Source organism: Kurthia gibsonii (genome assembly GCF_006539985.1).
GTDB lineage: Bacteria > Bacillota > Bacilli > Bacillales_A > Planococcaceae > Kurthia > Kurthia gibsonii.
This window is the reverse complement of record NZ_BJOB01000032.1, coordinates 1-22,826: the sequence shown is the minus strand read 5'-3', so window position 1 is coordinate 22,826 and position 22,826 is coordinate 1. Positions and strand designations below refer to the sequence as shown.

The 22,826-nt window shown below is 36.0% G+C and carries 21 protein-coding genes; 1 reads left to right on the top strand and 20 read right to left on the bottom strand.

Going from position 1 to position 22,826, the window contains the following annotated elements; translation table 11 throughout:
• Positions 1 to 30 precede the first annotated feature (30 nt).
• From KGI01_RS09975 to KGI01_RS09955, 5 genes are all read right to left on the bottom strand, one after another.
• Positions 31 to 996: a PhoH family protein gene (locus KGI01_RS09975; RefSeq protein ID WP_068452612.1), complete on the bottom strand. Its 966-nt coding sequence runs from the start codon at positions 994 to 996 to the stop codon at positions 31 to 33.
• A 229-nt stretch (positions 997 to 1,225) separates the two neighbouring features.
• Positions 1,226 to 1,684, bottom strand: a complete 459-nt coding sequence (locus KGI01_RS09970) for a YqfB family membrane protein (RefSeq protein WP_141274563.1) — start codon at positions 1,682 to 1,684, stop codon at positions 1,226 to 1,228.
• Between the two features lie 29 nt (positions 1,685 to 1,713).
• Positions 1,714 to 2,718, bottom strand: a complete 1,005-nt coding sequence (gene floA, locus KGI01_RS09965) for a flotillin-like protein FloA (RefSeq protein WP_141274562.1) — start codon at positions 2,716 to 2,718, stop codon at positions 1,714 to 1,716.
• 17 nt (positions 2,719 to 2,735) lie between these two features.
• Positions 2,736 to 3,383, bottom strand: coding sequence for an NfeD family protein (locus tag KGI01_RS09960; RefSeq protein WP_141274561.1), 648 nt, complete (start codon positions 3,381 to 3,383; stop codon positions 2,736 to 2,738).
• Between the two features lie 88 nt (positions 3,384 to 3,471).
• On the bottom strand, positions 3,472 to 5,460 hold the full coding sequence (locus KGI01_RS09955) for an ABC1 kinase family protein (RefSeq protein WP_141274560.1): 1,989 nt from the start codon (positions 5,458 to 5,460) through the stop codon (positions 3,472 to 3,474).
• A gap of 175 nt (positions 5,461 to 5,635) precedes the next feature.
• Here KGI01_RS09955 and KGI01_RS09950 point away from each other — a divergent pair, with 175 nt between their 5' ends.
• Complete coding sequence (locus tag KGI01_RS09950) at positions 5,636 to 5,857, top strand: hypothetical protein (protein WP_141274559.1); 222 nt, start codon at positions 5,636 to 5,638, stop codon at positions 5,855 to 5,857.
• Positions 5,858 to 6,024: 167 nt separating this feature from the next.
• Here the strand turns inward: KGI01_RS09950 and KGI01_RS09945 are convergent, their stop codons facing one another.
• The 15 genes from KGI01_RS09945 to KGI01_RS13885 all read right to left on the bottom strand — a co-directional run bounded on the left by KGI01_RS09945 (position 6,025) and on the right by KGI01_RS13885 (position 22,146).
• A complete protein-coding gene (locus tag KGI01_RS09945; protein ID WP_141274558.1) occupies positions 6,025 to 7,434 on the bottom strand; it encodes an amino acid permease in 1,410 nt (469 codons plus the stop codon).
• 467 nt (positions 7,435 to 7,901) lie between these two features.
• Positions 7,902 to 8,075 carry a 30S ribosomal protein S21 gene (gene rpsU / locus KGI01_RS09940; protein ID WP_004227078.1) on the bottom strand — a complete coding sequence of 58 codons (174 nt, stop codon included), beginning with the start codon at positions 8,073 to 8,075 and terminating at the stop codon, positions 7,902 to 7,904.
• A gap of 113 nt (positions 8,076 to 8,188) precedes the next feature.
• A complete protein-coding gene (deoC, locus tag KGI01_RS09935; RefSeq protein ID WP_068452592.1) occupies positions 8,189 to 8,857 on the bottom strand; it encodes a deoxyribose-phosphate aldolase in 669 nt (222 codons plus the stop codon).
• 106 nt (positions 8,858 to 8,963) lie between these two features.
• Complete coding sequence (locus KGI01_RS09930; protein ID WP_141274557.1) at positions 8,964 to 9,818, bottom strand: N-acetylmuramoyl-L-alanine amidase family protein; 855 nt, start codon at positions 9,816 to 9,818, stop codon at positions 8,964 to 8,966.
• A 136-nt stretch (positions 9,819 to 9,954) separates the two neighbouring features.
• Positions 9,955 to 10,749: an SDR family NAD(P)-dependent oxidoreductase gene (locus KGI01_RS09925; RefSeq protein ID WP_141274556.1), complete on the bottom strand. Its 795-nt coding sequence runs from the start codon at positions 10,747 to 10,749 to the stop codon at positions 9,955 to 9,957.
• A gap of 69 nt (positions 10,750 to 10,818) precedes the next feature.
• The gene (locus KGI01_RS09920) at positions 10,819 to 12,234 is read right to left on the bottom strand and encodes an alanine/glycine:cation symporter family protein (protein WP_141274555.1); all 1,416 of its coding nucleotides are present in this window, start codon (positions 12,232 to 12,234) and stop codon (positions 10,819 to 10,821) included.
• Positions 12,235 to 12,325: 91 nt separating this feature from the next.
• Positions 12,326 to 13,675 (bottom strand): tRNA (N(6)-L-threonylcarbamoyladenosine(37)-C(2))-methylthiotransferase MtaB, encoded by a 1,350-nt coding sequence (mtaB, locus tag KGI01_RS09915; RefSeq protein ID WP_141274554.1) that lies wholly within the window; start codon positions 13,673 to 13,675, stop codon positions 12,326 to 12,328.
• A 277-nt stretch (positions 13,676 to 13,952) separates the two neighbouring features.
• On the bottom strand, positions 13,953 to 14,690 hold the full coding sequence (locus tag KGI01_RS09910; protein ID WP_141274553.1) for a 16S rRNA (uracil(1498)-N(3))-methyltransferase: 738 nt from the start codon (positions 14,688 to 14,690) through the stop codon (positions 13,953 to 13,955).
• Positions 14,691 to 14,701: 11 nt separating this feature from the next.
• Positions 14,702 to 15,643 carry a 50S ribosomal protein L11 methyltransferase gene (gene prmA / locus KGI01_RS09905; protein ID WP_087680291.1) on the bottom strand — a complete coding sequence of 314 codons (942 nt, stop codon included), beginning with the start codon at positions 15,641 to 15,643 and terminating at the stop codon, positions 14,702 to 14,704.
• An 18-nt stretch (positions 15,644 to 15,661) separates the two neighbouring features.
• On the bottom strand, positions 15,662 to 16,786 hold the full coding sequence (gene dnaJ, locus KGI01_RS09900) for a molecular chaperone DnaJ (RefSeq protein WP_141274552.1): 1,125 nt from the start codon (positions 16,784 to 16,786) through the stop codon (positions 15,662 to 15,664).
• Positions 16,787 to 16,989: 203 nt separating this feature from the next.
• Entirely contained in the window at positions 16,990 to 18,819 is a 1,830-nt protein-coding gene (dnaK, locus tag KGI01_RS09895; RefSeq protein WP_141274551.1) for a molecular chaperone DnaK, read from the bottom strand.
• A 64-nt stretch (positions 18,820 to 18,883) separates the two neighbouring features.
• On the bottom strand, positions 18,884 to 19,483 hold the full coding sequence (grpE, locus tag KGI01_RS09890) for a nucleotide exchange factor GrpE (RefSeq protein WP_255314772.1): 600 nt from the start codon (positions 19,481 to 19,483) through the stop codon (positions 18,884 to 18,886).
• 27 nt (positions 19,484 to 19,510) lie between these two features.
• The gene (hrcA, locus tag KGI01_RS09885; protein WP_141274549.1) at positions 19,511 to 20,533 is read right to left on the bottom strand and encodes a heat-inducible transcriptional repressor HrcA; all 1,023 of its coding nucleotides are present in this window, start codon (positions 20,531 to 20,533) and stop codon (positions 19,511 to 19,513) included.
• 92 nt (positions 20,534 to 20,625) lie between these two features.
• Positions 20,626 to 21,768: a radical SAM family heme chaperone HemW gene (gene hemW / locus KGI01_RS09880; protein ID WP_141274548.1), complete on the bottom strand. Its 1,143-nt coding sequence runs from the start codon at positions 21,766 to 21,768 to the stop codon at positions 20,626 to 20,628.
• 210 nt (positions 21,769 to 21,978) lie between these two features.
• Positions 21,979 to 22,146 carry a hypothetical protein gene (locus KGI01_RS13885; RefSeq protein ID WP_156422335.1) on the bottom strand — a complete coding sequence of 56 codons (168 nt, stop codon included), beginning with the start codon at positions 22,144 to 22,146 and terminating at the stop codon, positions 21,979 to 21,981.
• Positions 22,147 to 22,826: the final 680 nt, after the last annotated feature.

The window sequence follows — 22,826 nt, the reverse complement described above, 5'->3', positions numbered from 1 at the left end:
AATTCTTTTCGCATTCTCGAATTTCCTGTTCTATGCTTCACTTTTTTCATCATCATATGCCGTTATAATTTTCGCTACGAGTGGGTGTCGAACAATATCTCCAGCTTCTAAAATTTGGAAGGATACATCTTTCACTGAACGCAAGATATATTCAGCGTGTGTAAGGCCTGAAGCCACACCTCTCGGTAAATCGATTTGTGTTTTATCTCCTGTTATAACCATTTTAGAACCAAAACCAAGACGTGTTAAAAACATCTTCATTTGCGCTTTTGTTGTATTCTGCGCTTCATCTAAAATAACAAAGGCATCATCTAATGTACGTCCGCGCATATAGGCTAGAGGTGCAATCTCAATCGTGCCACGCTCAATCATACGTGTTGTTTGCTCTAACCCTAATACGTCATGCAAAGCATCATATAGAGGGCGTAAGTATGGATCTACTTTTTCTTTTAAATCCCCTGGTAAAAATCCTAGACTTTCTCCCGCTTCAACAGCAGGTCGTGTTAAGATAATACGCTTCACCGCATTATTTTTTAAAGCTGTAACAGCCATAACAACCGCTAAGTATGTTTTACCCGTTCCAGCTGGTCCAATTCCAAATACAAGGTCTTTATTACGAATCGCTTTAATATAATTGCGTTGCCCAATTGTTTTTGCACGAATAATTTTCCCTTTTGTATTTCGCGCAATCACTTCATCATATAATTCTGCGAAATATTCAACTGTCCCCGCTTTTGACATCTCGATTGCGGAAACTACATCACGTTGATTGATATTAATGTCTTTGCGAATCACTTTTAATAACTGTTCGATCAGCGCAGCCGCTTCAGCCTTTTGTTCGTCATTGCCGACGATGACAATCGAGTCGCCTCTTGTAATCATTTGAATATCGTATGTCTCTTCGATTAGCTTCAAATTTGCATCTGAAATACCAAGTAACATAACGGCTTCATTTGGATCTTTTAACGTTAGCTGAATAGGTTGTTGTTCTGTCATTTGAGCTCTCCTTAACGTACATCATATTTTTTATTTTTTTACTTTCATTACAAGTCTAAACATACTAGTACCTGTCTACACTTGTACTTTTTTCTAGCTTATCACTCTCTTTGTTTGCGTGCAAAAGTTTTATTGTTTTTCCGTAAAAGTTCTCGAAAAAAGAGTGAAGAATCCGGGACATATAAAAAGAGACTTTGAAGTCTTTTTGACTTCAAAGTCTCTTTTTTATTTATTTTCTTTTTGAAACAGGTGGCGCCAAAATTTCTGATACGATAATCGATTGAGCTAACTCATGTTGTGTACGTGGTAAGACGGACTGACTAGATGTAACTTTTTTTTTCACAACCATTTTATTTGTTGTAGCAACAACTTTCGGACGTTCCGCTGCATTTTTAAATGGGCGAGAAGATTCGAGAGTATCGGTCGTAACATTTCGAGGTGTCGTAACACGCTTTTCTCTCTTAACGTGCTTCTTTTTTGGATTTTCTGTTAATTGACGATCTAATTCTTGTGAAACTTTCTTTGCGTAATCACCAAGTGCTTTAGATGTAGATGTCTTTTTTTGCGTTGGTCCTTGTCCCATAGAGGGCATTTGTTTCTTTGCAGATTTCTCTTCATCTTTTGATCCTAAACGACCAATGACAGCACTGATTACGGATATAATGAGAAATATAACCAGACCTTCCATATGCCATCCTCCTTTAGCAAATCAGATGCCTATTCCTCACCTTTTGCGTGGTTTTGATCCATCTTACTAATTGATTGACGCATACTTGTATCTGCTTGTATGTTTTGATAATTCATATAATCCATGACACCTAAATTACCAGATTTGAACGCCTCTGCTAGTGCAAGTGGTACTTCTGCTTCCGCTTCCACAACTTTCGCTTTCATTTCTTGTACTTTTGCGACCATCTCTTGCTCATTAGCAACAGCCATCGCACGGCGTTCTTCTGCTTTTGCCTGTGCAATATTTTTATCTGCCTCTGCTTGTTCAATTTGTAATTCTGCACCAATGTTTTTGCCGACATCCACATCCGCAATATCAATCGATAGAATTTCGAATGCTGTACCAGAATCTAAACCTTTTGCTAGAACGGTTTGTGAAATCATATCTGGATTTTCTAACACTTCTGTATGACTTTTCGCGCTACCAATTGTGGATACAATCCCCTCACCTACACGAGCGATGATTGTTTCTTCACCAGCACCACCAACTAGACGGTCGATGTTCGCACGAACGGTAATACGCGCTTTTGCTTTTACTTCAATCCCGTTCATTGCCACACCAGCGATAAATGGTGTTTCAATTACTTTCGGGTTAACAGACATCTGTACAGCTTCTAATACATCACGACCTGCAAGATCGATTGCCGCACAGCGTTCAAATGTTAATTCAATGTTTGCACGGTGTGCTGCAATTAATGCATTGACAACACGATCTACATTACCACCGGCTAAATAGTGACTCTCTAACTGGTTAATCGACACTTGTAATCCTGCTTTATGTGCTTTAATTAAAGGATTAACGATGCGTGACGGAATAACACGTCTTAAACGCATACCGATTAATGTGAAAATACTAACTCTTACACCTGCTGCTAAAGCTGAAATCCATAGTGCTACGGGTACAAATGTAAATAAAATTGCTAATAAAATGACCGCTACAACAATGACAATAATCATGCTAATGGCACTACCTGTTAACGCTGCTGTTCCCATAATTTAAAACCCCCTGTTTAATCTTTTTTCTCACGCACAACAATCCGTGAACCTTCTACTTTGACAAAGATGACCTCTTTGTCTGTATCGATAAAATTACCTTCTGATACAACGTCAATTCGTTCCCCATTATACATCACAACACCAGACGGTCTTAATGCTGTAACCGTTCTAGCGGTTTGTTGCAATAACTCTGTACGGTTGATATTTGACACGTATCCACTTTCTGTATCTGTTGAATCGAATAATACCATTCGATTTAGAACAGATAGCTTCTTTCCAAAGAATTTCATCATAACCACCATCCCTATAATCGCGAGGATTAGTGCGATTGCAACAGCATATGCCATGAACGTAAAATTCGCACCAGCATATAAGAAACTAATAACAATCAACACAAGACCTGTAATACCTATAATCATACCAGGAACCACTAACTCGACAAGCATACAAATAAACCCTGCAACAAATAGTAGTAATAAACCGAATGTCGCATACCCTGCTATTATATGTCCGATAAAAAAAGTCAACACGAGTGTTACAGCAATTATACCACTTATATTCACTCCAGATGAAAATAAAGCACTGACAAATAACAAACTAATGATGGGCAACATGACGAGTACAACATATGGATTCGTTAGAAATTGTATTATTTCTCCCATAATACAGGCACCTCCAATCTTATAGGGTTCGTGTCTTTATAATGGTATTTACGAATAAATATGAAAATGGTTTCATAAAATTTATTTTTCAAATATTTCTTTTAGAATCCCGAATAACTTGAAGCGCTAATCTCACGAGTAGAAGCAAACTTAAAAAAAGACCTAAATAAGCTGCTGTATTCAAATAAACGACATAACTATTTTGAATAATTTGTGCTACTGCTAAAATACCAACTGATAAAACACCGAATGTAATCGCGACAAGTAGTAACAAAAACTGTGACAACCATTTTACTAAAAAAGCTTTGTTTGTTTCACTTGAGGTGAAGTCCATCTTCACCTTCACTTCACCTTTTTCAATTGTTCGTGCAATCTGATCGACACGATATGGTATTTCTTTAATAACTGGCCACGCAAGGAAGATCTCTTCTTGTGCTAGTTGTTTGAGTGACTTTACTTTTTCAATTGGCTCATGTATTTTAGCTGTATCTTTTGCAAAATCACTTGCTTCTTTAAAGGCATCGAAGTCTTTTGAAACACTCTGAATTGTTCCTTCTAATGTTACAAGTGCTCTTAGTGCAATACCTACCATTGGAAAAAGTTTCATGTGATGTTTTTGAATAATTTTGAAGAGAGATTGTACGACTTGACTCGTCGAAATATGATCTAAATAAGCCATTTCAACAAGTAGCTGACTTACAGATTGTTCAAAACCTGGATCTTTTGCATGTTCGTCATTTTCCACAAGATGTTTTAATGAATCGACAACAATTCTTGCATTACCACGATGATAACCTAAAAATAATGTTTTGATTCCTTGCTGTTGCCCTTTACTAATACGTCCAACAGCCCCAAAATCTAAAAGCGCAACTTGTCCTGTATTTTTTACGATATGGACATTTCCAGGATGAGGATCCCCATGAAAAATTCCTGCCTTCATAACTTGAGATAAAAAACTTCCGAATAATTGTGTAAGCGCCTCTTCTTTCGTTACGCCATTACGATATAATGTTTCGTCTGCTTCTGTAATTTTCACACCATCAATATATTCCATTACTAGCACTGAAGAATTACTCATATGGCTATACACCTTAGGAATGACAACAGGATACTTACTATCTAAAGTAGAATTCGTAATTTGCTCCATATTTTTAAGCTCTATACAAAAATCAATTTCTTCTCGCATTCCTTTTGCAAAATTTTGCGCAAGTTCTGCAAAATTTAAATTCTCAGCCCACTGCGATTCCTCTGTAAGCCAGTGCGCAAAACTAATTAATAAATCTAAATCTCTTTGTAGCAAATCTGCAATATCTGGACGTAATATCTTAACAACTACTTTTTCATATGTTCCGCTCAGCGTAGCTTGATGAACCTGACCAATTGAACCTGAAGCGAGCGGCTCAAAATCAAATCGATCGAAAGTTTTCTCCCAATCTTCACCTAATACAGATTGCATACGCATGGATATAGCTTCTTTCGGAATTGGTTTAATATTTTGTTGTAGCTCTGCTAACTCCGTTGTAAATGCCTCTGGTAATAAATCTTTTCTAGTAGATAACATCTGACCAAATTTAATAAAGATTCCATCACATTCTTCTAACATCATACGAAACGAATGTGCATTTTTTCTCTCGGCTTCTGATGTGCGCCAAATACCAAACGCACGACCTATTCCATATTTAAACGCAATTCGAAGTACTGAAGTCAAACGTCTTTGTAAGCGCCATCTTGTCATAATTCTAGCAAAGATATTTTGTTTCGCTTGCTCAGCACTACTAATATGAACTGGCTCAAATAATTCTAAAACAAGATGCAACAACATCGTAATCAATAATAAACTCGCAAACCATATGAGTGTACTAAAAAACATCGACTCATCTTCAATTGGAGTATAGTAATCTTTACGGTGTTGGATAAACATATACCAATAAATAACCGACGTAATCGTTACACTTAAACCAACTGCAAATAAGCGCTTGAAAATACTTAAACGCGTCCCGATTAATCTGCCTGTAAAGAAATAAATTAAAATTCCCACAAGCGTAAATTGGATAAACCAACTCAAAAATTGAATCATTTGGCTTCACCTCCCACTACTTTATATTGAAACATATTTCACAAATTTTTTCCTTTAAAACTATTTTCCTTTATAACGAATGTTACAATTATGTTATTTTAATCATAATGATTGGCAAAGTAAGTTTATGGGTGTAAAATAAATATATCAATTTTATAAAGGTGGCGTATTATAAATGAGAAAAAATTGGATCTTTTTCCTCGGTATCGGGATTTGGATTACTTCCATCGCTGCATTTTTTGAAATTACCAGTGTACCAGCTTTCAAGAGCTTTATAGATAAAATATTCGTTCAGCCGAATCCTGTTACATCAGTTTTAGCCTTTATTATGTTGGGTGTTATTATCTGGTACATCTTAAAAGGAATCGAGCTCGGTAAAAAACAATCTATGGATTGATTGTGAAACTTCTTACATACAACTGTAAGAAGTTTTTTTATTTTTCGGATTATTTCTATCATTTGGTTTTATTCCCTTTATTTGCTTTGTGCTAACGAATTTAGACAACAAAAAACTCGCATGATTTATTTGTCAATCCATACGAGTTTTTTCTTATTTAATGCGTATTATTTTTCTTCTACTGTTTCACTTAATCGCGCCTCACGCTTATCCGCTATTTTTTTCTGAATATGATACCAGAAATAACATGCAATCATCGCTGGGACACCAAAGTATAAAACAGAACGTTGTTCAGGATCTAATAATAGACCAAGTGTTGCACCTAAACAAAGTAAAAATGCTAGAATCGGTACAAGTGGATATAATTTTACACGGAATTTTAAATCCTCTAATTTCCCGCCTTCTTTCAAGTATTGTCTTCTGAACATAAATTGTGAAACCACAATTCCCATCCAACCAACCACTACACCGAATCCTGCTACAGCAACTAACATCACATAAACTGTTGTCGGCGCAATAATACTTGATAATAGTGATAAACAAGAGATTAACATACAAACAATGAGCGCGTTCATTGGAACACCACGTTTATTAATTGTACCAAGTGCTTTTGGCACCATTTTTTCTTTTGATAATGACCAAAGCATACGTGTCGAAGCATATAAACCTGAATTTGCTACAGATAATAATGCTGTAATAATGACGAAGTTCATAATATCTGCTGCGTACGGAATACCTAACATGTCAAATACTGTAACGAAAGGACTTTGCGATACACTTGAATCTTCCCAAGGTAATAATGCACCTAAAACAATCATTGCACCAATGAAGAAGAATAATGTACGCCATACGATGTTTTTAATCGAACGTGGAATATCACGAGATGGGTTTTCACTTTCCCCTGCTGTAATCCCGATTAACTCTGTTCCTGAAAACGCAAAACTAATTGATACCATCGCAATTAAGATAGGTGCAAAACCATTTGGCAGTAATCCACCTTCACCTGTGAAATTCGATAATAATGGTGCATGCTCATGTCCAGTAACTGGTACAATGCCAAAAATTGCTGCAGCACCTAAAAAGATAAATATAATAACAATAATTATTTTTAATCCAGCAAACCAAAATTCTGACTCAGCAAAAAACTTTACTGATAAAGCATTAAAGACAAATATTGTTACCCCAAAAATAACGCTCCATACCCACACAGGCGATTCTGGGAACCATCTTTGCATCAATAATCCAACAGCTGTAAATTCAGATCCAACTGTTACTACCCAGTTTAACCAATAAATAATACCAACTGAAAAACCAACTCCTGGGCTAATATAACGTGTCGCATACTCATGGAATGATCCAGAAGTCGGATTATATACTGCTAACTCTCCTAAACATAGCATTACTAAAAACATTGTTAAACCACCAACAGCATATGCTAAAAGCGTACCAAAAGGGCCAGCGTTATGCATAATATTCCCCGTACTTAAGAAAAAGCCTGTTCCGATTACACCCCCAAGTGAAATCATGAACATGTGTCGACTTTTAATCGAACGTTGTAATTCATTTTGTTTCCCCATCCTGTCTCCCCCTAGTTGAAAAAAACTAAATTTACTGTTTGTAAACGATTTCTTATAAGTATAAAAATTTTTCTGAAATTTCTTTTTATACATTTTCTATATTTTTAAAATGTTCACAAAAAGTTCGTTAAGACTAAATTATCTTATCTTATACAAAATGGCAATACGGAAAATTTCTTTGCACTGCAAATTTTTTTTGCTATTCACTGTTGTTTTTTTATTTTAAATGCTAGTTTTCTATGCATAAAACCTCATTCTTTCAGCTTTTCTCAAAAAAAGATAATGTGCTTTTCATTTTACGAAAAAAATATTTTTATAAAAATAATTCAAATGTACTACCACTTTTTTATTTGATACGCATTAAAAAAGCCTGAAAATCTCAAGGATTTTCAGGCTTTCATTCATTTGCAAGTTAAATAAATCATGATAGTGCGTGTTTTGAACGTAGGGATTGTCTAGGAATTAAATTACCACTTACGTTTTCGTGCAGCTTCTGATTTCTTTTTGCGTTTTACGCTAGGTTTTTCATAAAATTCGCGTTTTCTTACCTCTTGAATTGTACCACTTTTAGAAACAGTACGTTTGAAGCGGCGAAGAGCATCTTCAAGCGATTCGTTTTTTCTAACGACAGTTTTTGACATCTCTCTTTCCCTCCCTCCGACACACGTCAAAGCACAACCAATATGAATAACATATCGTTGTTTACTACAAGATTATATCCTATATACGTATAATGGTCAAGCATTGTGTTACATTAATATTCAGAATCTGATGATAAACCATTCATAATCTTTACACCTGAGCTTGCACCGATGCGATTTGCACCTGCTGCTACCATTTTTTCAACGTCTTCTAAGCTACGAACGCCTCCTGAAGCTTTTACGCCTAATTCAGCGCCTACAATACGTCGCATAAGTGCAACATCTTCAGCTGTTGCACCGCTTGTTGAAAAGCCTGTAGACGTCTTTACAAAGTCTAATTTTGCTTCTACTGCTAATTCACATGCTTTTTCTTTTTCTTCGTCTGTTAATAAACATGTTTCTAAAATAACTTTTACAAGTTTTTCACCCGCTGCTTCACGTACAGCTTTCATGTCTTCTAACACAACATCATATTGTCCCGCTTTTAATGCACCGATATTTAAAACCATATCAATTTCATCTGCACCATTCGCAATAGCATCTTTTGTTTCAAAAGCTTTTGTCTTAGCTGTTGATGCACCCAATGGGAAACCAATTACTGTACATACTTTTGATTTTGCTCCTTGTAATTCTTCAGCTGCTAATTTTACAAAATATGGATTAACACACACAGATGCAAAGTCATAGGTTCTCGCTTCTTTGCATAACTCTTTTACTTGTGCCGCTGTCGCCTCTGGTTTTAATAATGTGTGATCAATAAGTGATGCGATATTTGTTGTCATAAAATAGCTCCTTTTTTAAGTTGTACGTACCTCTTTATTAGCATAGCATGAATTCAATGAAAAGCCCAGTTTTACACAAAAAAATAGTAGAACGCATGCGCACGTTCTACTTCTCTACCGCTTTTTCAATTCCTCTAGCTAAAGCTTCTGCTATACGATTTTGATAAGCTGTTTTTGCTAGTCTTTCGTCATCTTGACGATCATTTAAATAGCCTAACTCTACGATTACAGATGGCATATTGGGCCAATTAAGTGCTGTCATTTGATCAGCATATAATAAACCTTTTTTATGAGTATCCAGTTTTGCCGATTTTATTTCTTGTAAAAGCACTTGACTGACTTTACGGTTCGCTTCCATCAACTTTTTCGTATAACGATTGTTTTCATGCGCCATTATAATGTACATACCACGCCCATTTGCATCCTTTGCACCATCTGCATGTAGTTGAATATAAAGATCTGCATTTTGTTTATTTGCAAATTCTGCACGTTCTTTTGTCGACTTGGCAATGACATGTTCTGTACGCGTTAATTTGACTTCATATTTTGAAGCATCTAATCGCTCTTTAATACGGTTTGCTACTTGTAGTGTCAATGCATACTCTGCTTGCCCTGTAGATACGCCATATGCACTTGCAGGCATTTTAGGCTTCCATGTATGTGAATCTGGTCCAATTGGCTCTAAACGCTGATCTCGATAACGTTGATGCCCTGGATCAATAACAATTATTTTTTTCTCTTTTTCTTTTACTTGTACGGGCTGTTCCATTGGCTTTTTCACAACTACTTGTTTTTTCGGTTGCACTTTTTGCACAACTTCTTTTTCTTCTACAATTGTTGATTTAGGCGGTATGTATTGTAAAGCTGCCATATGCTTCTTTAAATACGTTTGTCCAAAAAACAAAAAAATGAGCGGTATAACGAGTGCAATTGCCACAATGAACATCCTTAAATATCTCAATACAACACATCCTTTTTGTTGAGATATTCTTAGTATAGCCTTTTTAGACTAAAATTTCATGTACAGTTTATATTTTCACATGAAAAAAGCACTCCTAGATGTTTTAATCTAGAAGTACTTTTTACAATACTACATATTATTTAGTGAATTTTGCTAAATCTGCAGTTGTTGGGTTCGCTTGGTAGTGTCCACCCTCGATTTCTAATGTTTGACCTGTCATGAATTTAGATTCATCTGACGCCAGGTACACAACACCATAACCGATATCATTTGCTTCACCATTGTAAGGTAATGCATTGTATTTTGTGAAAATATCAAGCATTTCTTGTGGTAAGCTATTTTTTGCTGCTGGAGTTAAAATTAGTCCCGGAGCGATTGCGTTACAACGGATATTATCTTTACCGTATTGTTTTGCAATATATTTTGTTAAGTGAACAACGCCAGCTTTTGAAGTTCCGTATGCTGAACGGATTGCATCTGAAGCGAACGCAGCCATTGAAGCTGTGTTAATAATTGAGCCGCCACCAACTTTTTGCATGTGTGGAATAGCGAAACGAGAACCTAAAAGCACTGATTTTAAGTTTAAGTCCATTAAACGATCCCACTCAGCAAGATCTAAGTTTACAACATCTAAGTCTTTGTGTAAGTTTGTGCCACCTACATTATTGTAAAGAATATCTAGTTTACCGTAAGTGTCTACTGTATAGTCAACAGCATCTTTAATTGATTGTTCTTCAAGTGCATTTAAAAATACACCTTCTGCTTCAAAACCTTGTGCTTTTAATTCTGCTGCTGCTTCTTTTGCACCTTCAACGTTGAAGTCTGCTAAAACTACTTTAGCGCCTTCTTTTGCTAATAATTGAGCAGAAGCTAGACCAATACCTGATGCTGCTCCTGTTACTAATGCTACTTTATTTTCTACGCGACCCATAATTAACTCCTCCTAATATTACAATCACCGATTATTTTAACGATATAATATTAAGAGGTAAAGTAAAAACTATTCTTTTTCTTTCGGCTTTTCCCAACTTTCAATTTCATCTAAGTCAGGCATATCTGATGCATAAAATACAGGATCTTCGCCTTTTTTTCGTTGAGCAGTATAGTGACTTAATAGTCGGAAAGCTACTTTATAAAGTAATAAAATCGCAGTCAAGTTAATAAGTGCCATAATCGCCATGAATAGGTCTGCCAAATTCCAAACAAGTGCAACTTTTGCATATGCTCCGAAAATTAAGAAACCAATTACTGCAATTCGGTAAATGAAAATCATTTTTTTAGAGTTTTTAATAAATTCTAAATTCGTTTCACCGTAATAGTAATTTCCAATTACAGAACTAAATGCAAAGAAGAAGATTGCAATCGTTAAGAAAATACCTACCCAATCACCAAGCTGATTTACAAGAGATTGTTGTGTAATATCAATTCGAGAATCTTCACCAGCTGTTTTGTAAACATCGCTTAATAGTACGATAACTGCTGTTGCTGTACATACTAAAATCGTATCAACAAATACACCTAATGTTTGAATTAAACCTTGTTTTACAGGATGCGATACACTCGCTGTAGCAGCTGCGTTCGGTGCAGAACCAAGACCGGCTTCATTCGAGAATAAACCACGCTTGAATCCTTGCATGATTGCTCCACCAATTAAACCACCAATACCTGATTGTAATGAGAATGCATCACTTACAATTAACGTAATTAAACTCGGAATTTCTGTAATATTTAACACAACAACCACAAGTGCAACTAGAATATAAGCAATTGCCATAATTGGCACAATCACTTGTGTTACATTCGCAATACGTTGTACACCACCAAAAATAATGATTGCTGTTAGAACGGCTACGAATACACCCACCCATACTTTATCAATTCCAAAACTTGTTGAGAAAGAAGCAGCAATTGTATTCGTTTGCACTGCATTAAATACAAAACCATAACAAAACGTAATCGCAATCGCAAACATAATTCCTAACCAACGTTTCTTTAAGCCCTTTTCAATGTAATAGGCTGGACCACCACGAAACGTATGACCATCTTTTACTTTGTATAATTGCGCAAGTGTACTTTCTACGAATGATGAGCCGGCGCCGATTAATGCCATTACCCACATCCAAAATACTGCACCAGGACCACCGATTGCAATCGCTGTCGCAACACCCGCAATATTCCCCGTACCAATACGAGATGCAGCTGAAATCGTGAATGCTTGGAATGAAGAAATACCTTTTTTACCACCACTGATTGTTGCTTTATCTGTTAATACTCGAAACATTTCAGGGAATAATCTAAATTGAACCCCTTTTGATTTAACTGTGAAGAAAATCCCTGTAAATAATAGTAGAACGATGAGTATATATGAATACAAATATCCATTTAACTGATCAATCCAATTGCTCAAAATATCCAACTATAAACTCCTCCTTTTAAAAGTACATCTTCTATTTTATACCTCAATTACGTAAAAAAAACCATCTCTTTTAAAAGAGATAGTTTTTTCGTTAAATTTCGACTTCTTCTAAAATGCGTACAAATTGTGCTTCTGTCTTTGGATATCCTGGTTTTGTAACTTTCACACGAACCATTTTACCAATCATATCTGGCGTACCTTCAAACACAACTTTTAAATAGTTCGCTGTATGCCCAACAAGCATCCCTGCATGCTCACCTTCTGATGTGATATCTTCTGGAATCACTTCTAGTAACTCTCCATCAAAACGAGAAGCATATTCTTTTGCTAATTGATCATTTAGTGTTAATAAGCGATGTACACGTTCATTTTTCACTTCTTCCTCCACTTGGTCTTCCATACGTGCTGCAGGTGTTCCTGTACGTTTTGAAAACGGGAATACGTGTAACTCCGCAAATTGATGTTTAGCAATGAAATTATATGTTTCCATAAATTCTTCTTCTGTTTCACCAGGGAAACCTACGATTACATCTGAAGTAATCGCTAAATCAGGTAATACCTCTTTCAAACGATCTAAGCGTTCACCGAAAAATTCCATCGTATATTTACGACGCATTCTTTTTAGAACCGTATCTGAACCAGATTGAATTGGAATGTGTAAGTGATTCACAATGACTTTTGATTCTTTTAATACTTGTAATACTTCATCTGTTAATTGAGACGCTTCAATTGATGAAATACGCAGGCGACGCAAGCCTTTCACCTGTGCTTCTAAATCACGTAATAACTGCGCTAAGTTATAATCTTTTAAATCTTGACCATAACCCCCTGTATGAATACCTGTTAACACAATCTCTAAATACCCTGCATCGACTAATTGTTGCGCTTGATTGATGACTTCTTTCGGATCACGTGAACGCATCAACCCACGCGCCCATGGAATAATACAAAACGTACAGAAGTTATTACAACCCTCTTGAATTTTTAAAGAAGCACGTGTACGGTCTGTAAAATAAGGCACATCTAATTCCTCATATACACGATTTTTCATAATATTACGTACTGCATTAATTGGTTTACGCTCTGCACGATATTGCTCAATATAACCAAGCATTTTTGAACGATCCTGTGTACCTACGACAATATCAACACCTGGAATTGCCATAATTTCTGCTGGTGATGTTTGTGCATAACAACCTGTTACACAAATCACTGCATCTGGATTTTGACGTACCGCACGACGAATTACTTGACGTGACTTTTTATCGCCTGTATTCGTTACGGTACATGTATTAATAACATATACATCTGCTTGATGGTCGAAATCTTTTCTTTCATAACCTTCGTCTTTAAATAATTGCCAAATAGCTTCTGTTTCATAGTGATTGACTTTGCATCCTAATGTATGGAAAGCTACGGATTTTGAAAGACTATTGCTCATTTTATTTCATCCTTTCATTACATCCACTAAAAAATACCGATAGGCATTATGATACCATACTCTCGCTATTCAATCTACTAACGTGACTGATTCACGCCATTCATTCTTTGTTCAATTATTTCTTGTAATTGTCTTGCATCATCAGAACGAATCGCTATTTTTGTATATAATTTTTTCTTACCTAAAAATAAAGTAGCACATATAATCATTATATATGTCAAATTTTTGTGTTTTCGCACAAAAAAGAGTCACACTTCATCGTGCGACCCTTTCGTCATTATTCAAATTCATATGAAATAGCAGATAAAATATAAAAAGGTGCTGTCTCGGCTCGTAAAATACGTGGACCCAGCGCAATGGTATGAGCACCTGCCTCTACAAGCGCTGCTGCTTCTTCACGCGCAATACCACCTTCTGGACCAAATACTACACAAACATTTTGAAGCCCTTGTAAACTCTTTAAACGCTCTTTTAAAGACGTTCTTTGTTCACTCTTTGCATGTTCTTCATCTGCTAAAAGAACCGCATCATATGTAGATGCAAGTGCAAGTAACTGTTTAAAAGAAAGAGGTGCTTCAATTGTCGGTACAACAGAGCGATGCGATTGTTCTGCTGCTTCTTTGGCAATTTTTTGCAAGCGTTGTTGCTTTTTCTCGCCTTTTTTATGATCCCACTTCACAATCGAACGCGCAGCTTCAAAAGGAATAAGCTTTGTCATACCTAGTTCCGTTGCTTTTTGAACGATTAAATCAAGTTTGTCTCCTTTAGGTAGACCACAAGCGATTGTCACGTGAATCGGTAATTCTTTTGATGGAATTTGATATCCGATTTTTTCAACAGTTACGGTTTGATCGCCAAGTTTTACAATTTTACATTGGTCGGCTACATGCGAATGGACGACGATAATCTCGTCGCCCACTTGCATACGCATAACCTTTGTAATATGTTTCGCATCCTCACCTGATAACGTGATTTGATTTTCTTCGAATACATCTTCTACAAAGTATCTTTGCATATTTACACCTCTTAGACTGGCTTTCTTGAAACGATGGTTACCCAATCTTCCATCATCATGACTTCATCAATTTCAAATCCGGCTTCAATTAGAGCTTGCTTCACATCTTCTTTACGTCCTTCAATAATACCCGATGTAATGTAAATTCCACCTGGTTTTACAATTGTGTAGGCATCTTCTACGAACGTTAAGATGATTTCAGCTAAAATATTCGCTACAACGACTTCAGCGGGTTCTTTCACTGTATCCAGTAAATCACCTTGTACCACATCAATTTGACTTGATACATGGTTTAGTTCTACATTTTCAATTGCAGAACGTACAGCTACTTCATCTAAATCTAGTGCATGTACATGTTTTGCGCCTAATAAAGCTGCACCAATCGCTAAAACACCTGAGCCTGTACCAACATCAATAACATTCACCGCATCATTTACATGCTTCTCAAGCGCTTGTAAACTCATAACTGTCGTTGGATGTGTACCTGTTCCAAATGCCATACCTGGATCTAATTCAATAATTAATTCATCACTTTCAACAGGTTGATAATCTTCCCATGTTGGAACAATTGTAAAGCGATTTGAAATTTTGACAGGATGATAATATTCTTTCCAAGAAGTAGACCAGTCTTGTTCATCTACTTCACATGTTGAGACTTTATTTTCACCTAAATCAATATCAAACGAAGCGAGGTTGTTGATTGCAAGTTTAATTTCTTCAACCGTTTCTCCTAAGAAACTGTTAAGTGGTAAATACGCTTTAATAATAACCCCTTTTGTTGGAAAATCTACAGGATCTAGCGCATAAATTTCGCCAAATTCTTGTTCTCTTACTTTTTCTAATTCTAATGAATCTTCAATTACTACACCACTTGCACCTGCTTCATGCAAGATGTTTGAAATTGCATCCACCGCTTCGTTTGATGTATGAATCGAGAATTCTGACCATTTCACTTACAATCAACTCCAATATTAGTCTCTAAATTTTTTCTTAATCTTATCAAATAATGAACTGCCTTGTTCCTCTGGAATATCGCCTGAGATACTTGCAAATTCACGTAGTAATTCTTTTTGTTTTTCGGTCAGTTTTGATGGTGTTACAACTTTAACAATGACATGTTGGTCCCCTGTACCATAACCTTGAACATTTTTAATCCCTTTACCTTTCAGACGGAAACGCTCACCCGATTGTGTACCTGCTGGAATTTTCATTTTTACTTTACCTTGTACAGTTGGTACTTCGATTTCGTCACCTAATGCAGCTTGTGCAAATGTGATTTTAAGTTCGTAGTAAATATCATCGCCATCACGTTCGAACTTATCTGATTGACGTACGCTAAATACGATGTAAAGATCTCCTGCTGGTCCACCATTCACACCTGCTTCACCTTGTCCACTTACACGAATTTGTTGACCGTGATCGATACCTGCTGGAATCGTTACTTTGATTTTTTTACGACGTTTGACTGTACCTTTACCATGACATGTTGAACATTTTTCTTTGATGATTGAACCTTCGCCATGACATACATTACACGTACGACGGTTTACCATTTGACCAAATGGTGTATTCACTACTTCTTCAATTTGTCCTGAACCATGACAGTTTGTACATGTTTCTTTTGAAGAACCTGGTTTCGCACCTGAACCTGAACATGTTTCACATGTTTCATCATGTGTAATTTCAACTTCTTTTTCCGCACCAAACACAGCTTCTTCAAAGCTGATTGTCATACGATATTGTAAATCATCACCCTTACGTGGTGCATTTGGATCGCGTCTACGACCGCCGCCGCCACCACCAAAGAATGAACTAAAGATATCTTCGAAACCGCCGAAACCGCCGCCATCGAATCCACTGCCGCCAAAGCCTTGGTTTGGATCTTGATGTCCAAATTGATCATAGCGTGCTTTTGCTTGTGGATCGCTTAGCACTTCATAAGCTTCTGAGATCTCTTTAAATTTTTGATCTGCATCTGCCTCTTTGTTAATATCTGGATGGTACTTCTTTGATAATTTACGGTACGCTTTTTTTATTTCATCTGCTGTTGCAGATTTTTCAATTCCTAAGACTTCATAATAGTCGCGTTTTTCCACTTTTTTTCAACTCCGCTCTTTTCACATAAATACAATTGTATCATCTTATTTCCTAGAATGTAACTGTAATTCTCTTTTGAAAAAGAAAAGCCAAAGCCCTATAACGGTCTTTAGCTACCACTGTGAACGGACGTAATGTACATGTTATGTTCACGTTACTAAGGAACGATTGGTCTTTGACTTTTCCTCATTCATAAAAACGATTATTTTTTATCGTCGTCTACTTCAGTGAAATCAGCATCTACAACACCATCATCTTTAGTGCCGCCAGCTTCTCCACCTTGTGCTGCTTGTTGAGCCGCTGCTGCTTGTTCGTAAACTTTCATTACAAGTGGTTGTAATAAACCTTCTAGTTTTTCTTTTGCAGCTTTAATGCCTTCAATTTCACCAGCTTCGATTGCTTTAGCTAATTCTTCTTTTGCTTCTTCTACTGGTTTTTTCTCGTCTTCTGTTACTTGTTCGCCAAGGTCTGCTAATGTTTTATCAGTTTGGAATACAAGTTGATCCGCTTCATTACGTAAATCAGCTTCTTCTTTGCGTGCTCTATCCGCTTCCGCATTTTCTTCAGCTTCTTTTACCATACGCTCAATATCTGCTTCAGATAGACCAGAATCAGATTGAATCACAATGTTTTGTTCTTTATTTGTGCCTAAGTCTTTCGCTTTAACAGTTACAATACCATTTTTATCAATATCGAATGTTACTTCGATTTGTGGAACACCACGTGGTGCTGCTGGGATGTCTGTTAATTGGAAACGGCCTAATGTTTTGTTATCAGCAGCCATTGGACGCTCACCTTGTAATACGTGAATATCTACAGCAGGTTGGTTATCAGCAGCTGTTGAGAATGTTTGTGATTTAGATGTTGGAATTGTTGTGTTGCGCTCGATTAATTTCGTGAATACGCCACCCATTGTTTCAATACCTAATGATAATGGTGTTACGTCTAGTAATACAACGTCTTCTACATCACCTGTTAATACGCCACCTTGTACAGCTGCACCCATTGCTACTACTTCATCTGGGTTTACGCCTTTGTGTGGTTCTTTGCCTGTTGCTTTTTGTACTGCTTCTTGTACTGCAGGAATACGCGTTGAACCACCAACTAAGATTACTTGATCGATTTCAGAAGCTGAAAGACCTGCATCTTTTAACGCTTGGCGAGTTGGAATCATTGTGCGTTCTACTAAATCAGCAGTGATTTCGTTGAATTTTGCACGTGAGATTGACATTTCTAAGTGTAATGGACCTGCTTCACCTGCAGTGATGAATGGAAGTGACACTTGTGTTGTTGTTACACCTGAAAGTTCTTTTTTCGCTTTTTCAGCAGCATCTTTTAAACGTTGCATAGCCATTTTATCTTTTGATAAGTCAATGCCGTTTTCTTTTTTGAATTCTGCTACTAAATAGTCGATGATTGCTGCGTCAAAGTCATCTCCACCTAGTTTGTTATCACCAGCTGTTGCTAATACTTCAAATACACCATCACCTAATTCAAGAATTGATACGTCGAATGTACCACCACCAAGGTCAAATACTAATACTTTTTGGTCTACATCCATTTTCTCTAAACCGTAAGCTAATGCTGCAGCTGTTGGTTCGTTAATGATACGCTCTACTTCTAAACCAGCGATTTTACCAGCGTCTTTTGTTGCTTGACGTTGTGCATCATTGAAGTAAGCAGGAACTGTAATAACAGCTTTTGTTACTTTTTCACCAAGATAGTCTTCAGCATATTCTTTTAAGTGTGTTAAAATCATTGCTGAAATTTCTTGTGGTGTATATGTTTTATCTTCTACAGTCACTTTGTAATCTTCACCCATGTGACGTTTGATTGAGATAATTGTATTTGGATTTGTAATTGATTGACGTTTTGCTACTTCCCCAACTTGACGTTCGCCGTTTTTAAATGCGACTACTGAAGGAGTTGTACGCGCGCCTTCTTTGTTTGGGATTACTACTGGTTCTCCACCTTCAAGAACCGCTACGCAAGAGTTTGTTGTACCTAAGTCAATACCAATAATTTTACTCATAATAAAATTCCTCCTAAGATATATAAACGCTAAATGCGCTTAATATGATTTTTAATAAAATGAATTACTCGTTCACTTTTACCATGGCTGGACGTAATACGCGATCTTTCAACTTATACCCGCGTTGTAGTTCTTGTAACACAACACCAGCTTCTTTTGAATCGTCTTGTTCTTGCATCACAGCTTGATGGACGCTTGGATCAAATGGATGATCTACTGTTTCAATAACTTCTAACCCCTCTTTTGCGGTCGCTTCTACTAAAGAGCGATAAACCATCTCGATTCCTTTTTTAATCGATTGACCATCTTCTGTTGTCGCTTCTACTTGTAGCGCACGTTCAAAGTTATCTAACACAGGTAGTAAATCAGTTAGTAGGCTTTGTGAACGATACTTCGCTGCAGACTCTCGCTCTGTTTGCGTACGACGTTTGAAATTATCAAAATCAGCACGCAATCGTAAATAGCGATTTTCTTCATCTTGTAACTTCTTCTTTAATTCTTCTACTTCATTTACTTCTGCAATTTCTGTTGCTTCCGCTTCAGCCTCAACTGTTTCTACTTCTTCAGTTGTTTGCTCAGCTGTTTCTTCCACAACTTCTTCTGTCACTTGTTCTTTTTCTTCTTTTTGTTCTTTTTGTTCTTTTTCTTCTTTTTCTTGTGACACAGTAAATCCTCCTTTATACACATGACATTACCACTCTCTACGCATGAGTTTTGATAAGTCTCCGCTCATATGATCTAATAACGTAATGACACGTTGGTAATCCATTCTTTTCGGACCGATAATAGCAATCGATCCAACTTGTTCTTCGTTCGTCGAGTAGGTTGCTGTAATAATACTACAATCTTCTACTGCATTCAGTTCATTTTCTGAACCAATTCGAATTTGAATTCCGGGTGAATCACGATGTAACAATGCTTGAATCTGACTTTGGGTTTCCATCATTTCCATAAGCATACGAATCTTATCTAAATCATGAAACTCAGGTTGATTTAGCATATTCGTCTTACCACCGTAATAGATTTTACTATCACTCTGTTGTTCTATTCCCGTAAAAATCGACTTTAAAAGCCTATTATAAGTCCCAACGTGTTGTCGAATAATATTTGACACTTCACGTTCTAGGTAATATGGAATTTGAACAATTGGAATACCGACTAAACGTTCATTCAAAATATTAACCATTTTTTCAAAATCACTTGGATGTAGGTCCTCAGGTAAATCGACAACTCGATTTTCCACATGACCGTTATCCGTCACAATAATCGCTACTGCATTTTTTGCACTAAGCGGAACAATTGAGAATCGCTTCACTTTGTGCAACTGTACATCTGGTCCTAAAATAATCGAAGTATAATTTGTTAGGTCAGATAGAATAGTGGCTGATTTACGAATCACTTGTTCCGTTTCATAGGCATTCTCTGAAAAAACAGAGCGCAACACCTTCATATCATGGTTCGTAATAACCTGAGGTTTTAACAAATGATCCACGTAGAATCTATAACCTTTTTCCGATGGAATACGACCTGATGAAGTATGGGTCTTTTCTAAATACCCTAACTCCTCCAAATCAGCCATCTCGTTTCGAATTGTAGAAGAACTAAATGATATTTCTTCACGTTTCGAAATTTGACGTGAACCAACCGGCTGACCAGACGAAATGAAATCATCGACGATTACTTTAAGAATTTGCAACTGTCGATTGGTTAGCATGATCATCACCTCATTTTAGCACTCACTCATATCGAGTGCTAACACTATACTTAATTTATCAAAACTCTTTTTTTATGTCAACGGAAAAGCACTTAATCTATTAAAAATTCTTGGAACACTTCATTCCCTACGAATTTCCCTTGATGTGACAAGTAAATCGCTTGTTCATCTTCTATTAAAAGACCTGCTTCAGTTAAAGAATTGATTTGCTTTTCAAATACATCATGTACTTGTTTTCCGTATCGTTCATAAAAATGTTGTTTATTGATTCCTGCTGTTTTACGAAGACCTAAAAATAATTCTTCTTCTATTTTTTCTTTTTCAGTCACATCATGTTCATGATGAATAGGTAATTCACCCGCTTCGATACAGTCCATATATTTTTTTAAAGGACCATGATTCGTATAGCGCGTACTACTTATATAACCACTTGCTCCTGCACCAAAACCTGCATACTCATCGTTATCCCAGTAAATCAAGTTATGTTTCGACTCAAAACCTGTACGTCCAAAGTTACTAATTTCATATTGATGAAGACCTCTCTTCTCCATTTCTTTCATTAATAAGGCATACATTGCTGCTTCAGAATCTTCTCCCGGTAAAGGTAATTTACCTTTGTTCATTAAATTGAAGAAAATTGTTTTTGGCTCCACAATTAATGAATAGGCTGAATAATGTGGTAAATCGAGCGCAAAAGCTTGATTCAATGTATTTTGCCATTGTTCCATCGTTTGCCCCGGAAGACCATACATTAAATCAATACTAATATTCGTAAATCCCACTTCTTTTGCTTGTCGAATGGTTTCAATAACTTGCTCAGGAGCATGCGTACGACCCAATTTTTTCAGAAGTTCTATATCAAATGACTGCACACCTAAACTTAAACGATTAATACCAAATGCTTTTAATACACGTAGTTTTTCAATAGTTAACTCATCTGGATTTGCTTCTGTTGAAAATTCTTTAATATGTTCCATTGGAATATATTCATGGATTAATGTGAGTAAACGCCTCAATTGTTCAGCGGATAATGCTGTCGGTGTTCCACCACCTAAAAAAATAGTTTGAATTTTTTTGTAAGCAGCCGGATTTTTTGAAACAGCTAATGCCATCTCCTTCCCTAGACTTTCAATATATTCATCAACGGGCTGATTTTTAAAGAATACTTTATTAAAATCGCAATAATTACAAATTTGATGACAAAATGGAATGTGTATATATACACCTGTCGTCATAGTTCAACTTCCTCTCTACATGTAACACTTTTTTTAGTTTAGCCGATTTACATAAAAACATACAGTAAACACTTTCTTTTATACGAAAGAACAAATAAAAAAAGAGAAATCATGTACTGACACGATCTCTCCTCTGTTTACAGGTAGTTCTTTATTTGAATTTTTCTATTTATCACCTGTAGCTCATTGACGAATCTGTTTAAAATGGAGCTAAACCGCTTGGTGATATCTTTCATATACCATTCCAGTTAAATCCTCTTGCATTTCACTTAATTCGGCAAGTTTACTTTTCATATGCGATACATTGGTTTCTAATGCAGACAGACGCTTTTCTACACGTGCAACTAACAATTCCAACTGATCTTCATGTGTTTTCATTGTAAACCACCTCTCTTTAGTTACCTTTACATTATGTATATAGTGTAAATATATTTTAACAGATTTTATCTTATCTGTATATATACCAATGAATAATTCGACATTTTTTGTCGAATTCTGTGTATTTTGTCGACATTTCGTTAAGAATATGCAAATTTTATATCATTAGTGCAAAGTACTTTAAATAAATAATAACATTTTATGTCTTAATTTGGAAAATTATTTTTACTATTAGTGTCGTCTTTTACCGCATAAGATATTTACCCTAGCTACATTTTTTCAAACCATTTTCTTCAAGAAAATGATTTTGTTTTTTTAGTTCTACTACTATCTTATTTTCATACTACTTTTTATGCAACATCCATCTTTTTTTATTAAGATAATTGGTAAAAAAGATATTGCTTTATTTTTCCATACAAAGCCATCTTAACTAGCTCTATTTTCACTTTCTATAAAAATACATTTTCATCTATATCTATAGTCCGATTTCCAATTCGACAATAATAGATGAATCCAATGATTATTTATTTGGAAATTCACCTACTTACTAGACGAAATAGACAGGGAAAAAGTTTAAAAAAATGAAAAAATACACCTAACAATTAGCAGCTCTCTCTAATTATCAGATGCACATTTAATCTTTTAATGTATGATATGGTTTTTTAAAAACGGTATGCGCC

Bases quoted from the DNA above. Each gene is read 5' to 3' on its own strand.
- KGI01_RS09975 (WP_068452612.1), bottom strand. From the start codon at position 996: ATGACAGAACAACAACCTATTCAGCTAACGTTAAAAGATCCAAATGAA.
- KGI01_RS09970 (WP_141274563.1), bottom strand. From the start codon at position 1,684: ATGGAAGGTCTGGTTATATTTCTCATTATATCCGTAATCAGTGCTGTC.
- floA (WP_141274562.1), bottom strand. From the start codon at position 2,718: ATGGGAACAGCAGCGTTAACAGGTAGTGCCATTAGCATGATTATTGTC.
- KGI01_RS09960 (WP_141274561.1), bottom strand. From the start codon at position 3,383: ATGGGAGAAATAATACAATTTCTAACGAATCCATATGTTGTACTCGTC.
- KGI01_RS09955 (WP_141274560.1), bottom strand. From the start codon at position 5,460: ATGATTCAATTTTTGAGTTGGTTTATCCAATTTACGCTTGTGGGAATT.
- KGI01_RS09950 (WP_141274559.1), top strand. From the start codon at position 5,636: ATGAGAAAAAATTGGATCTTTTTCCTCGGTATCGGGATTTGGATTACT.
- KGI01_RS09945 (WP_141274558.1), bottom strand. From the start codon at position 7,434: ATGGGGAAACAAAATGAATTACAACGTTCGATTAAAAGTCGACACATG.
- rpsU (WP_004227078.1), bottom strand. From the start codon at position 8,075: ATGTCAAAAACTGTCGTTAGAAAAAACGAATCGCTTGAAGATGCTCTT.
- deoC (WP_068452592.1), bottom strand. From the start codon at position 8,857: ATGACAACAAATATCGCATCACTTATTGATCACACATTATTAAAACCA.
- KGI01_RS09925 (WP_141274556.1), bottom strand. From the start codon at position 10,749: ATGGGTCGCGTAGAAAATAAAGTAGCATTAGTAACAGGAGCAGCATCA.
- mtaB (WP_141274554.1), bottom strand. From the start codon at position 13,675: ATGAGCAATAGTCTTTCAAAATCCGTAGCTTTCCATACATTAGGATGC.
- KGI01_RS09910 (WP_141274553.1), bottom strand. From the start codon at position 14,690: ATGCAAAGATACTTTGTAGAAGATGTATTCGAAGAAAATCAAATCACG.
- dnaK (WP_141274551.1), bottom strand. From the start codon at position 18,819: ATGAGTAAAATTATTGGTATTGACTTAGGTACAACAAACTCTTGCGTA.
- hrcA (WP_141274549.1), bottom strand. From the start codon at position 20,533: ATGCTAACCAATCGACAGTTGCAAATTCTTAAAGTAATCGTCGATGAT.
- hemW (WP_141274548.1), bottom strand. From the start codon at position 21,768: ATGACGACAGGTGTATATATACACATTCCATTTTGTCATCAAATTTGT.
- KGI01_RS13885 (WP_156422335.1), bottom strand. From the start codon at position 22,146: ATGAAAACACATGAAGATCAGTTGGAATTGTTAGTTGCACGTGTAGAA.